12 protein-coding genes are annotated in these 12,093 nt (G+C 72.5%); 6 read left to right on the top strand and 6 right to left on the bottom strand.

All coding sequences use genetic code 11. The annotated features are described in order from the left end of the window. Window position 1 precedes the first annotated feature (1 nt). Window positions 2–733, bottom strand: coding sequence for a VIT1/CCC1 transporter family protein (locus ABFX81_RS26950; RefSeq protein ID WP_086849404.1), 732 nt, complete (start codon window positions 731–733; stop codon window positions 2–4). 227 nt (window positions 734–960) lie between these two features. Between ABFX81_RS26950 and ABFX81_RS26945 the strand changes: the two genes are divergently transcribed. Genes ABFX81_RS26945 through ABFX81_RS26920 form a run of 6 tightly spaced genes read left to right on the top strand, consistent with a single transcriptional unit; the run spans window position 961 to window position 7,764 of the window. Further along, window positions 961–2,004: an ADP-ribosylglycohydrolase family protein gene (locus ABFX81_RS26945; protein WP_086849402.1), complete on the top strand. Its 1,044-nt coding sequence runs from the start codon at window positions 961–963 to the stop codon at window positions 2,002–2,004. After that, on the top strand, window positions 2,001–3,224 hold the full coding sequence (locus ABFX81_RS26940) for an ADP-ribosylglycohydrolase family protein (RefSeq protein ID WP_346138790.1): 1,224 nt from the start codon (window positions 2,001–2,003) through the stop codon (window positions 3,222–3,224). The genes ABFX81_RS26945 and ABFX81_RS26940 overlap by 4 nt, the downstream gene beginning before the upstream one ends. Before the next feature lie 7 nt (window positions 3,225–3,231). After that, complete coding sequence (locus ABFX81_RS26935; RefSeq protein ID WP_086849397.1) at window positions 3,232–4,401, top strand: ADP-ribosylglycohydrolase family protein; 1,170 nt, start codon at window positions 3,232–3,234, stop codon at window positions 4,399–4,401. Further along, on the top strand, window positions 4,389–5,762 hold the full coding sequence (locus ABFX81_RS26930) for an ADP-ribosylglycohydrolase family protein (RefSeq protein ID WP_086849395.1): 1,374 nt from the start codon (window positions 4,389–4,391) through the stop codon (window positions 5,760–5,762). The genes ABFX81_RS26935 and ABFX81_RS26930 overlap by 13 nt, the downstream gene beginning before the upstream one ends. Beyond that, window positions 5,759–6,946: a CoA transferase gene (locus ABFX81_RS26925; protein WP_086849393.1), complete on the top strand. Its 1,188-nt coding sequence runs from the start codon at window positions 5,759–5,761 to the stop codon at window positions 6,944–6,946. The genes ABFX81_RS26930 and ABFX81_RS26925 overlap by 4 nt, the downstream gene beginning before the upstream one ends. After that, window positions 6,943–7,764: an aldolase/citrate lyase family protein gene (locus tag ABFX81_RS26920; RefSeq protein ID WP_086849391.1), complete on the top strand. Its 822-nt coding sequence runs from the start codon at window positions 6,943–6,945 to the stop codon at window positions 7,762–7,764. The genes ABFX81_RS26925 and ABFX81_RS26920 overlap by 4 nt, the downstream gene beginning before the upstream one ends. Before the next feature lie 58 nt (window positions 7,765–7,822). Here the strand turns inward: ABFX81_RS26920 and lgt are convergent, their stop codons facing one another. From lgt to trpM, 5 genes are all read right to left on the bottom strand, one after another. Continuing rightward, complete coding sequence (gene lgt / locus ABFX81_RS26915; RefSeq protein ID WP_086849389.1) at window positions 7,823–8,767, bottom strand: prolipoprotein diacylglyceryl transferase; 945 nt, start codon at window positions 8,765–8,767, stop codon at window positions 7,823–7,825. An 84-nt stretch (window positions 8,768–8,851) separates the two neighbouring features. Next, window positions 8,852–9,628: a thioredoxin domain-containing protein gene (locus tag ABFX81_RS26910; protein ID WP_086849387.1), complete on the bottom strand. Its 777-nt coding sequence runs from the start codon at window positions 9,626–9,628 to the stop codon at window positions 8,852–8,854. Window positions 9,629–9,714: 86 nt separating this feature from the next. Next, window positions 9,715–10,533, bottom strand: a complete 819-nt coding sequence (gene trpA / locus ABFX81_RS26905; protein ID WP_086849385.1) for a tryptophan synthase subunit alpha — start codon at window positions 10,531–10,533, stop codon at window positions 9,715–9,717. After that, entirely contained in the window at window positions 10,530–11,816 is a 1,287-nt protein-coding gene (trpB, locus tag ABFX81_RS26900) for a tryptophan synthase subunit beta (protein ID WP_086849383.1), read from the bottom strand. The genes trpA and trpB overlap by 4 nt, the downstream gene beginning before the upstream one ends. 109 nt (window positions 11,817–11,925) lie before the next feature. Then, the gene (gene trpM, locus ABFX81_RS26895; protein WP_346138789.1) at window positions 11,926–12,093 is read right to left on the bottom strand and encodes a tryptophan biosynthesis modulator TrpM; all 168 of its coding nucleotides are present in this window, start codon (window positions 12,091–12,093) and stop codon (window positions 11,926–11,928) included.

Raw genomic sequence — 12,093 nt, 5'->3', positions numbered from 1 at the left:
ACTATCCTACGGCCGTCCCGAACAAGGTGCCCAGGGCGTACGTCACACCGGCCGCCGCGCCTCCCAGGAACAGCTGCCGCAGGCCGCTGTACCACCAGGTGCGTGCCGTCACCCTGGCCACCACCGCGCCGCACAGGAAGAGCCCGAGCAGCGCCAGCAGCACGGCCGGCAGAAGACTGCTCGCGCCCAGCAGATACGGCAGGACGGGGATCAGCGCACCCAGCGCGAAGGAACCGAAGCTCGACACCGCGGCCACCGTGGGTGAGGGCAGATCGCCGGGATCGATCCCCAGCTCCTCCCGGGCATGGATCTCCAGCGCCTGCTCGGGGTCCTTCGACAACTGCCGGGCGACCTCACTGGCCAGCCGCGGCTCGACCCCTCTCGCCCGGTAGAGCGCGGCGAGCTCGGCCTCCTCGTCCTGCGGGTGCTTGCGCAGCTCGCGCCGCTCCACGTCCAGCTCGGCCTCGACGAGCTCGCGCTGCGAGGCGACGGAGGTGTACTCGCCGGCGGCCATGGAGAAGGCACCGGCGGCCAGGCCCGCGAGTCCGCTCAGCACGACGGTGTGCTGGCTGACCGAGCCGCCCGCGACACCGGTCATCAGGGCCAGGTTGGAGACGAGGCCGTCCATCGCACCGAACACCGCGGGACGCAGCCAGCCGCCGTTCACGTCCCGGTGGGTGTGGTTGTCCCGGTGTGCCTCGTGCAGCGCCGCCTCGGTCTCGATGATGGCCATGAAAGATCCCCGATCCTCTCGCCGAACAAGCCACTTTGGACAAGTTCCAGATTTTTACAGCAACCAAAGTACGCCGTGAATTCCGACGCCGCCAGCAAGGAAAGGCTGGGCTAACCTGCGGTTTTACCCTTCAGCGCTCACTTGATCGTGATCTTGCACAGATGTCGACCGGGTGATGCTGTGGCCCTTGAGGCTCGGGGCGGTCGCCGGAGTGGGACACATCCCGTATGGCATCGATCGCCTGCATCCCCTCAGCCCCGGCGCCCGGTGACGCCACCGGACTCCGCGCACGGGCACGCGGCGCACTGCTGGGCCTGGCCGTCGGTGACGCGCTCGGGGCCCCGGCCGAGAACATGAAGCCATCGGAGATCCGCGCGCGGTGGGGCCGCATCACCGGCTACGTCGCCGAGCACCCCGCCGGTACGGACGACACCGAGTACGCGATCTTCTCCGGCCTCCTCCTGGCCCGGCACGGCTCGGCACTCACTCCCGCGCACGTGGAGGCGGCCTGGCACGAATGGATCGCCGACCGCGACGAGGGCCCGTTCCGGGGCGCCGGCTTCAGCGAACGCGGCACGCTGGAGAACCTCCGCCGGGGTCTGGCGGCCCCCATCTCCGCCCAGCACCGGCACGCCTGGAGCGACGGCCTGGCCATGCGCGCGGCGCCCTTCGGAGTGTTCGCGCCGGGCCGCCCGGCGGAGGCGGCCCGGCTCGTGGCGATCGACGGGTCGGTGAGCCATGACGGCGAGGGCATCTACGGCGGCCAGGCGGTGGCCGCGGGCGTGGCGGCGGCGATGGCGGGCGCCCAGCCGATCGCTGTCGTGGCCGCGGCCCTCGCGGTCGTGCCCGACGATTCCTGGACGGCCCGCTGCCTGCGCCGCGCGGTGGCGGTGGCCCACCGCGGCGAACGCGCGGTCCGCTCCGCGGTCGTCATCGGCGGATACCCCTGGACCGACCTGGCCCCCGAGGCGGTCGCCCTCGCCTTCGGCGCCTACGCGGCAGCCGACGGCGACTTCGAACAGTCCGTCCTGACGGCGGTGAACATGGGCCGCGACGCGGACACGACGGCGGCGGTCGCGGGTGCCCTGGCGGGCGCGACCCGGGGAGTCTCGGCGATTCCGCAGGCCTGGACGACCCCCATCGGCCCGGTCCGCGGCCGGTGCCTGCCGGCGATGGCGGGTTACCACGTCCTGGACGTGGCGGACCTGCTGACGCCGGCGGCAACCACCTGTGCTCTGGCAGCGGACGGGGAGAGGGAGGTACCCGCATGACCCCGCTGGCACCGGCAGCCGCCGGCGGCGAAGGCGCCCCACGGGAGACCAGGACCCCTCGGGTGACAGTTACGAGCGGTGCGCGGGTGGGAGACAAAAAGGCGGGAGAGAAAAAGGCCGAAGGCCTCCTGCTCGGACTCGCCGCGGGCGACGCCGCAGGCTGGCCCGCCGCCCGCCACAGAGCCGCCCGCATGCCCGACTGGACCCGCCGCCTCACCCGCGAACTGGACACCTTCGCCGAACACAACGCCACGACCACCCTCCCCGTCCCCATCGCCCTGAACCAGCCCCCGGAACCCCTCCGCCTGGGCCCATCGGACGACGCCGAGTGGGCCGCCTTCGCCGCGGAGGCCCTCCTCCGCGCGGGCGACGACACCGTCCTGAACGACCTCAGCCGGGAACGCCGCATCCGCGCCGCGATCGACCTCACCTGGAACGCCATCGCCTGCGAGGTGGCCGCCGCAGCGGACCGCGCCCCCGAGATCGAATCCGCCGTCCTCCCCCTGCGCGCCCGCATCTCCGTCCGCGCCGGCCTCGGCAACCTCGCCACCGGCCTGCGCCCGCCCGCCACCGGCCACGACAACCCCCACTACTTCGACGACGCCGCCTGCGTACGGGCGTGCGTCCTGGCCGTGGCCCACCCCGGCGACCCCCGCCGCGCCGCCGATCTCGCCGAGTTCGACGCCCGCTACACCCAGGACGGCGACGGCGTACACGGCGCCCGCGCCATGGCGGCGGCGCTCGCCCTCGCCCTGGCCGGCGCGAACGTCGACGCCTGCGTCACGGCCGCGCTCACCGAACTCCCCGAGGAGACGGAGATCGGCCGCAACGCCCGGCACGCACTGCACCTCGCCGCCACTGCGGACAGCGCCTTCGCCCTGGTCCCGCCCCTGGAACACCAGATCGTCGACCACGTCTACAGCTACGGCATCGCCGCCGCCGAAACGGTCCCGGTCGCCCTCGCCCTGGCCACCGCGGCCCGCGGCCGCATCGCGGAGGCGATCCCCGCCGCGGCCTGCCTGTCCCGCGTCGCGGACTCCGCCCCGGCCCTGGCGGGCGCCCTGACCGGCGCGCTGGGCGGCGGCGCCTCGATCCCCGCCTCCTGGCGGGAGACCTGCCGCACCCTCTCCGGCTGCGTCCTCCCCCGCCTCACCGGCACGGACCTCGTGGAACTCGCCGAACTCCTGGAAGCCGCACAACCGGCACGCACCGGTGGATGATGCGGCCATGAAGCCCAAACCGCAACAAATCGCCACACTGGACGAACGGATCACCGGATCCCTGGTCGGAGCCGCCGTCGGCGACGCCCTCGGCGGCCCCGTCGAGGGCTACTCGCCCGAGCAGATCCTGGAACGCCACGGCGGCCGCGTCCACGGCATCGTCGGCCCCTGGCACGGCGACGACTGGCGCACCGCCCGCCCCCTCGCCCCGTACCACAAGGGCGACGGCCACGTCACCGACGACACCTTGATGACGCACGCCCTGATCCGCGTCTACGCCCGCGTCCGTGACCACCTCGACGCCTACGCGATCGCCGACCACCTCGTCCCCGACCTGATGACCGAGCCACGCTGGATCCCGGAACTGGAGACCGAGGCACTCCCCCTGCACCGCGTCTTCCTGGCGGAGAAATGGCTGGTGACGAGGATCCACTACGGCCACGCCGACCCGCGCGAGGCCGGCACCGGCAACATCGTCAACTGCGGTGCGGCGATGTACATGTCCCCGGTCGGCCTGGTCAACGCCGCCAACCCGCGGGCGGCCTACGCCGAGGCCCTCGACATCGCGGGCGCGCACCAGTCGTCGTACGGCCGTGAGGCGGCGGGCGTCCTGGCGGCGGCGGTCGCGGCGGCGTGCGCCCCGGGAGCCACCCCGGACTCGGTCGTCTCGACCTGCCTGTCCCTGGCGAAGGACGGCACGCGCACCGCCATCGAGCGGGTCTGCGAGGAGGCCTCCCGCCACACGGACTTCGAGTCGGCACTGGGCCCCCTGCGCGAGACGGTCGCCCCCTACGACACGGTCGGCCCCGACTACCGCGCCCCTTCCCTCGGCGCCCGCCGCCCCTCCCGCCTCCACGCGATCGAGGAACTCCCCGTGGCCCTGGGCATGTTGCTCGTGGCTCAGGGCGACTACCGGCACGCGGTCCTGGGCGCCGTGAACTACGGCCGCGACTGCGACTCCATCGCCACGATGGCCGGCGCCCTGGCCGGCGCGCTCGGCTCGCCGATCCCCCAGGACTGGGCCAAGACGGTCGCGGAGGCCAGCCGCCTGGACCTCTGGGAACCCGCCGCGACCCTCACGGCCGTGACCCGCGAAATCTTCTCCCGGGACACCTCCCGCCGCCGCACCCACGAGCAGGCCTTCGCATCCCTCGGAGGCCCGGAATGCTCCGCCTGACCTGGGTCCAGCCGGAGGACCTGCTCGGCCACGAACTCCGCCAGGCAGCTCAGGACGGCCGCGAGCCGAAAGCGATCGCGGCCCGCTGGAGAGCAGCAGGCGGCCCGGACGCCCCTCTCACCACAGGCGCGTCCCCCACCCCCGCCTCCCGCTACCTCCGCCAGCTGGCAGAAGACCTCCTGGACGAACTGGCGGACCTCCCGAGCAGGTTGTCGGACGACGAGCCGACGGACCTGGAGAAGATCAGGTCGGCTTGCCCCGAGTGGCCGCCGTCGGGTTGCGCGACCCACCCGCGTCCAGCCACAAGGCAGTCGCACCTGGAATCCGCATGGCTGGGCCGAGCCGTCGGCTGCCTCCTGGGCAAACCAGTAGAGAAACTCCCCCTGGAAGCCATTCGCCAACTGGCCAACTCCACCGGCAACTGGCCCCTCACCACCTACTTCACAGCCCGAGGCGTCCCCGAAGACCTCCTCCAGAAGCACCCCTGGAACCGCCGCTCGGCGCAAACCTCCCTCGCCGAGAACATCGACGGCATGCCCGAGGACGACGACCTCAACTACCCCCTCCTCAACCTCCTCGTCCTCCAACGCCACGGCAAGTCCTTCACCACCACGGACGTGGCCCGCACCTGGCTCGACGAACTCCCCGCCGGCCGCACCTTCACCGCCGAACGCATCGCCTACCGCAACCTCCTCACCGGCCTGGAACCCCCGCACACCGCCCGCCACCGCAACCCGTTCCGCGAATGGATCGGCGCCCTGATCCGCGCCGACGTCCACGGCTGGACCAACCCCGGCGACCCGGCCGCCGCCGCGGAACAGGCCCACCGCGACGCCACCCTCACCCACACCGCCAACGGCGTCTACGCGGCGATGTTCACGGCGGCCACCATCGCGCAAGCCGCGACAGGCGAACACGACGTCCACACCTGCCTGCGCACCGGCCTCACCGTCGTCCCGCCACGCTCCCGCCTCGCCCGAGCCGTCCACCACGCCATCGGACTGGCCCGGGAACACGCCGACTTCGACACGGTCGTCGACGAACTGCACGCCACCCACGCCCCTACCCACCACTGGGTGCACGCCGTCCCCAACACCGCCCTGATCGCCGCCGCCCTCACCCACGCCGACGGCGACTTCTCCGGCTCGATCTGCCGGGCCGTGAGCGGCGGCTGGGACACCGACTCCAACGGCGCGACCGCCGGCAGCATCGCCGGCCTGCTGCTCGGAGACCCCGCGGCCCTCCCCGACCGCTGGACGGCCCCCCTGAAGAACCGCCTGTCCACCTCCATCGGCGACCTCAACGGCATCGGCTTCGACACCCTCGCCCACCTCACACACCGGGAGACCCACCGCTCATGACCGCGCCCCTCACCGGCCTCCGCGTCCTGGACCTCGCCACCCTCTTCGCCGGCCCGCTCGCCGCCACCCTGCTCGGCGACTTCGGCGCGGAGGTCGTCAAGGTCGAGCACCCGACGAAACCGGACCCGTCCCGCGGCCACGGCCCGTCGAAGGACGGCGTGGGCCTGTGGTGGAAGATGCTCGGCCGCAACAAGCGCACCATCACCCTCGACCTGTCGAAGCCCGGCGGCCGCAGCACCCTCCTGCGCCTCGCCGCCGGCGCCGACGTGATCATCGAGAACTTCCGCCCCGGCACCCTGGAGAAGTGGGACCTGGGCTGGCCGGAGCTGTCGGCCGCCAACCCCCGCCTGGTCCTGGCCCGCGTCACCGGCTTCGGCCAGTTCGGCCCCTACGCCCACCGCCCCGGCTTCGGCACCCTCGCCGAGGCGATGAGCGGCTTCGCCGCGATCACCGGCGAGCCGGACGCGCCCCCGACGCTCCCGCCGTTCGGCCTGGCCGACTCCATCGCGGGCCTGACGACGGCGTACGCGGTGATGACGGCGCTCGCCGCCCGTGACCGCACCGGCGAGGGCCAGGTCGTCGACACGGCCCTGATCGAACCGATCCTGGCCGCCCTCGGCCCCCAGCCCCTCTGGTACGACCAGCTCGGCCACGTCCAGCCCCGCACCGGCAACCGCTCCCCCAACAACGCCCCGCGCGGCGTCTACCGCACCGCGGACGGCACCTGGGTCGCCGTCTCGACGTCGGCCCAGTCGGTCGCGGAACGCGTGATGCACCTGGTGGGCCGGCCGGAACTGATCGACGAGCCGTGGTTCGCCACGGGCGCCGACCGCGCCCGCCACGCCGACGTCCTGGACGAGGCGGTCGGCTCCTGGATCGCCGCACGCACCCGCACGGACGTCCTGGCGGCCTTCGAGAAGGCCGAGGCGGCGGTGGCCCCGGTCCAGGACGTCCGCGACGTGATGGCGGACCCGCAGTACCAGGCCCTGAACACCATCACCACCGTCGACGACCCGGAGCTGGGCCCCCTGCGCATGCAGAACGTCCTCTTCCGGCTCTCCGCCACGCCCGGCGCGATCCGCTGGGCCGGCCGCCCGCACGGCGCGGACACCGACGAGGTCCTCACCGAACTGGGCCTCACCCCGGCCGACCTCACGGCGCTGCGCGCGGAGGGCGCCTTGTGACGGCGTTCCCGCTCACCTGGCTCTACGCCCCGGGCGACCGCCCGCCCGTGGTGGCCAAGGCCCTCACCTCCGGCGCCGACATCGTCGTCGTCGACCTGGAGGACGCGGTCGCCCCCGACCGGAAGGCGTACGCCCGGGCCGCCACCGCCGAGCTGCTCGCCGAGCTGCCGCCGGTCCCGGTGCACGTCCGCGTCAACGCCCTGGACAGCCCCTGGGCCGGGCAGGACCTCGCCGCCGTGGCCCCGGCTCACGGCCTCTGCGCCCTGCGGCTCCCCAAGATCACCTCGCCCGCCGAGGTCGTCCGGATCGCACAGCACGCCGTCCCCACCGGGCTGCCCCTGTACGCCCTGCTGGAGACGGCCCTCGGCGTGGAGCAGGCGTACGCCGTCGCCACGGCCCATCCGTCCCTGCGGGGCATCGCGCTCGGGGAGACGGATCTACGGGCCGACCTGGGCGTACCGGACGACGCGGGGCTCGACTGGTCCCGCTCCCGGGTGATCCTGGCCGCCCGGGCCGCGGGCCTGCCCCCGCCGGCGCAGTCGGTCCACCCGGACGTCCGCGACCTGGAAGGGCTGGCCGCCTCCTGTGCCCATGGCCGCGCCCTGGGCTTCCTGGGCCGGGCCGCGATCCACCCCCGCCAGCTCCCCGTCATCGAGCGGGCCTTCCTCCCCACGAAGGAGGAGATCGAACAAGCGGAGACGATCGTCAAGGCGGCGGCCGCGGAACCGGGCGCCCAGGCCCTCCCGGACGGCCGCTTCATCGACACGGCGGTGGTGACGGCGGCCCAGCGCACCCTGTCCCTGGCACGCCGCCGTTAGACGCATCGAGGGGCGCCCGGACAGCTCCGGGCACCCCTCGATGCAGTGCGGCTGATCGTCAGGCTTTCTTCGCCGACCCGGCCTCGTTCTCGACCCCGTCGTCGGCGTCCCCGTCCTGGCCCTCGCTGTCGGTTTGGCTCTCGCTGTCGGTCTTGCCCTCGTCGTCCGCGGCGGCTTCACCGCCGGAGGCACCAGGCTCCACCACGGCTTCCCGGCCCGGCCGCTTCTTCGACGACACCACGAGGTAGGTGACCGCGAGCACGAACACGAGCATCGCGGTCCACACGTTGAGCCGGAGACCCAGGATGTGGTGGGCGTCGTCGACACGCATGTACTCGATCCACGCCCGGCCCGCGCAGTACGCGGCGACGTACAGCGCGAACGCCCGGCCGTGTCCCAGCCGGAAGCGGCGGTCCGCCCAGATGACCAGGACCGCGACGCCGATGCACCACAGCGACTCGTACAGGAACGTCGGGTGGTACGTACCCGGCACCCGCCCGTCCGCGGAGGAGGTGATCTCCAGGGCCCAGGGCAGGTCGGTGGGCTTGCCGTACAGCTCCTGGTTGAACCAGTTGCCCCAGCGGCCGATCGCCTGGGCGAGGGCGATGCCCGGCGCGACGGCGTCGGCGTACGCCGGCATCGGGATGCCCCGGCGCCGGCAGCCGATCCAGGCGCCCAGCGCGCCCAGCGCGATCGCGCCCCAGATGCCGAGGCCGCCCTCCCAGATCTTGAAGGCGTTCACCCAGTCACGGCCCTCGCTGAAGTACAGCTCGTAATCCGTGATCACGTGGTAGAGCCGGCCGCCGACCAGGCCGAACGGCACGGCCCAGACAGCGATGTCGGCCACCGTGCCGGTCCGCCCGCCCCGGGCGATCCAGCGCTTGTTGCCGAGCCAGACGGCAACGAAGACGCCGATGATGATGCAGAACGCGTAGCCGCGCAGCGGAATGGGGCCGAGGTACAGCACCCCGCGTGACGGGCTGGGAATGAAGGCAAGTTCCATGGCAAGGTCGACGCTACCGTGCCCGACCGGGGCCGCGGCAGGCAGCCCGGCTACGGGTCCATAACGGGAGCGTGAGAAAAGCCTTTACCCCTTGTTCTGCTCCTGCACCATCTGCTTCAGCTTCGCCGGGGTCATCGTCCGGTCCTGGTAGATGTTCTCGCCGTCGAACAGCACGGTCGGCGTGCCGGAGAAGCCGCCCTTGTTGAAGGCCTGGTGGGACTTGGCGACCCAGCCGTTGTGCTTGCCGTCCTCGACGCACTTGCGGAAGGCGGGGGTGTCCAGGCCGTCGACCTTGCCGGCCAGCTCGATCAGCTTGTCGTTCCCGGCGTAGGCGTCGTCGACCTCTTGGGGCTGGTTGTCGAAGAGCACGTCGTGGTACGCGGTGAACTTCCCGGCGTCCTGGGCGCAGGCCGCGGCGTTGGCCGCGTTGCGGGAGCCGCTGCCGCCCATGTTTCCGTCGATGAGGGTGACCAGGTGGTACTCGGCCTTCAACTGGCCGGCGTTCGTCAGCTCGTGGATCACCGGCCGGTACGCCGTCTCGAAGGACTTGCAGGCCGGGCAGCGGAAGTCCTCCCAGACCGTGAGCGTGGACTTGGCGCTCTCCTTGCCGACCGGGATCGCCAGGCCGTCCTTGCCCTGTGCTCCCGAGGGGGCCACGACCGGACCCGAGGCCTCGCTGTCGTCGTCCTTGCCGGCGTTGGCCGCGACGACGCCGATCACCGCCGCGAGTCCCAGGACGGCGACGACGGCCCCGCCCACGATCAATGCGCGCCGGCGCTTCTCAGCGGACTTCTGCTTCTCACGCTCGACCGCCATCTTCTCCCGGGCGGTGCGCTTTCCCTCACGGTTCTTCTCGCTCACACCCCGGAAACGAACCGGGGAGGCGCACCGCGCCTCCCCGGCCCCAGGTCCACCCGTACGAGGGACCTGTATGACTTCCGGCTTTCCTACGCCTGTCGGCGCACGCCCTTCGCGAGGTCACCCGCGAGCGAGCGCACGGCCTCGACACCGGCCGCGTCGTCCGGGGCGTCCAGCATGGCCTTGACGAAGGCGGAGCCGACGATCACGCCGTCGGCGAAGCCGGCGACCTCGGCGGCCTGGGCGGCGTTGGAGACGCCGAGCCCGACGCAGACCGGCAGGTCCGTGCCGGTGGCCCGGGTGCGTGCCACCAGGTCCTCGGCCTGCGAGCTGACCGACGCGCGGGTGCCGGTGACGCCCATGAGGGAGGCGGCGTAGACGAAGCCGCTGCCCGCCGCGGTGATCTGCGCGAGCCGCTGGTCCTTGCTGCTGGGGGCGACGACGAAGACGGTGGCGAGGCCGTGCTTCTCGGCGTGCTCCCTCCACAGCGCCGACTCCTGCACGGGCAGGTCGGGCAGGATGCACCCGGCGCCGCCCGCCTCGGCGAGCTCGGCCGTGAACCGCTCGACGCCGTAGCGGTCGATGGGGTTCCAGTACGTCATGACGAGCACCGGCTTGCCGGTGGCCGCGTGGGCCTCGCGGACCGTGCGCATCACGTCGGCGATCTTCACACCGCCGCGCAGGGCGATGTCGTCGGCGGTCTGGATGACGGGCCCGTCGAGGACGGGGTCGCTGTGCGGCAGACCGACCTCGACGACGTCGGCGCCGCCGTCCAGGACGGCCTTGATCGCCTCGATGCCGCCGTCCACGGTCGGGAACCCGGCCGGGAGGTAGGCGATGAGGGCGGCCCGGCCCTCTGACTTCGCCGCGGCGAGGGTGTCGCTCAGCAGCTGAATGTTCCCGCTCACTTGGCGTCCCCCTCGATCTCGGCGGTGTCGGTGTCGGCGTCGGCGGCGACCTCGGCGTCGGTGTCGTAGAGGCCGAAGTAGCGGGCGGCGGTGTCCATGTCCTTGTCGCCGCGGCCGGACAGGTTGACCACGATCAGCCCGTCCTTGCCGAGCTCCCTGCCGACCTCCAGGGCGCCGGCCAGCGCGTGGGCGCTCTCGATGGCCGGGATGATGCCCTCGGTGCGGGACAGCAGGCGCAGGGCCTGCATGGCCGCGTCGTCCGTGACCGCGCGGTACTCACCGCGGCCGGAGTCCTTGAGGTAGGAGTGCTCGGGGCCGATGCCGGGGTAGTCCAGACCGGCCGAGATCGAGTACGGCTCGGTGATCTGGCCCTCGTCGTCCTGGAGGACGTAACTGCGGGAGCCGTGCAGGATGCCGGGCTCTCCGGCGGTCAGGGTCGCCGCGTGCTCGCCGGTGTCGACGCCGTGGCCTGCCGGCTCGCAGCCGATGAGGCGCACCTCCGGGTCCGGGATGAAGGCGTGGAAGAGGCCGATGGCGTTGGAGCCGCCGCCGACGCAGGCGACGGCCGCGTCGGGGAGCCGGCCCGCGCGCTCCAGGAGCTGGCGGCGGGTCTCCACGCCGATGACCCGGTGGAAGTCGCGGACCATGGCCGGGAAGGGGTGGGGACCGGCGACCGTGCCGAAGAGGTAGTGCGTGTGCTCGACGTTGGCGACCCAGTCGCGGAACGCCTCGTTGATCGCGTCCTTCAGCGTGCGGCTGCCGGACTTCACGGCGATGACCTCGGCGCCGAGCATGCGCATCCGCGCGACGTTGAGGGCCTGCCGCTGGGTGTCGATCTCGCCCATGTAGATCGTGCACTCGAGACCGAAGAGCGCGCAGGCCGTGGCCGTGGCGACGCCGTGCTGGCCTGCGCCCGTCTCGGCGATGACGCGGGTCTTGCCCATGCGCTTGGTGAGCAGGGCCTGGCCGAGGACGTTGTTGATCTTGTGGGAGCCGGTGTGGTTGAGGTCTTCCCGCTTGAGGAAGATCCGGGCGCCACCCGCTTCCGCGGCGAAACGAGGGACTTCGGTGAGGGCCGACGGGCGGCCGGTGTAGTTGACCAGGAGGTCGTCGAGTTCCTTGGCGAACTCCGGGTCGTGCTTGGCCTTGTCGTACTCGACGGCCACCTCGTCGACTGCGGCGACGAGGGCCTCCGGGATGAACTTGCCGCCGAATGTCCCGAAGTAGCCTTCGGGGTTGGGCGTTTGACCCTCGGGGTCGGGGATGAAGAACTGACTGGGCATGCGGAAACCTTCACGGTGAGTGTGTGTGGAGTGCACTAATCGCCGTGGGGGCGGAGATCGTCTCTTGGCTGCGGGCTCTATGTGGTTGCTCGCGCAGTTCCCCGCGCCCCTAAAAGACCCGCTGCCATCGCATGCCGTTGACCTGCCCCGGCTCGTCACCGATGACGTACCGGACGCGGCGGCCGTGTACGCGGCGCGCGGGCGCACGGCAGCCGCGGGGGCGGCAGCCGCGCGCGAGGCGGGCGTACCGGTCCACGGTCGTCATGGTGAGATTCAT

The sequence above is a fragment of the Streptomyces coeruleofuscus genome (assembly GCF_039532725.1).
Lineage (GTDB): Bacteria > Actinomycetota > Actinomycetes > Streptomycetales > Streptomycetaceae > Streptomyces > Streptomyces coeruleofuscus.
Note: the sequence above shows the minus strand (reverse complement) of the source record. Positions and strands in the feature narration are given on the sequence as shown.

Coding starts and splice junctions, on each gene's coding strand:
- ABFX81_RS26950 (WP_086849404.1), bottom strand. CDS start 733: ATGGCCATCATCGAGACCGAGGCGGCGCTGCACGAGGCACACCGGGAC.
- ABFX81_RS26945 (WP_086849402.1), top strand. CDS start 961: ATGGCATCGATCGCCTGCATCCCCTCAGCCCCGGCGCCCGGTGACGCC.
- ABFX81_RS26940 (WP_346138790.1), top strand. CDS start 2,001: ATGACCCCGCTGGCACCGGCAGCCGCCGGCGGCGAAGGCGCCCCACGG.
- ABFX81_RS26935 (WP_086849397.1), top strand. CDS start 3,232: ATGAAGCCCAAACCGCAACAAATCGCCACACTGGACGAACGGATCACC.
- ABFX81_RS26930 (WP_086849395.1), top strand. CDS start 4,389: ATGCTCCGCCTGACCTGGGTCCAGCCGGAGGACCTGCTCGGCCACGAA.
- ABFX81_RS26925 (WP_086849393.1), top strand. CDS start 5,759: ATGACCGCGCCCCTCACCGGCCTCCGCGTCCTGGACCTCGCCACCCTC.
- lgt (WP_086849389.1), bottom strand. CDS start 8,767: ATGGAACTTGCCTTCATTCCCAGCCCGTCACGCGGGGTGCTGTACCTC.
- trpB (WP_086849383.1), bottom strand. CDS start 11,816: ATGCCCAGTCAGTTCTTCATCCCCGACCCCGAGGGTCAAACGCCCAAC.
- trpM (WP_346138789.1), bottom strand. CDS start 12,093: ATGAATCTCACCATGACGACCGTGGACCGGTACGCCCGCCTCGCGCGC.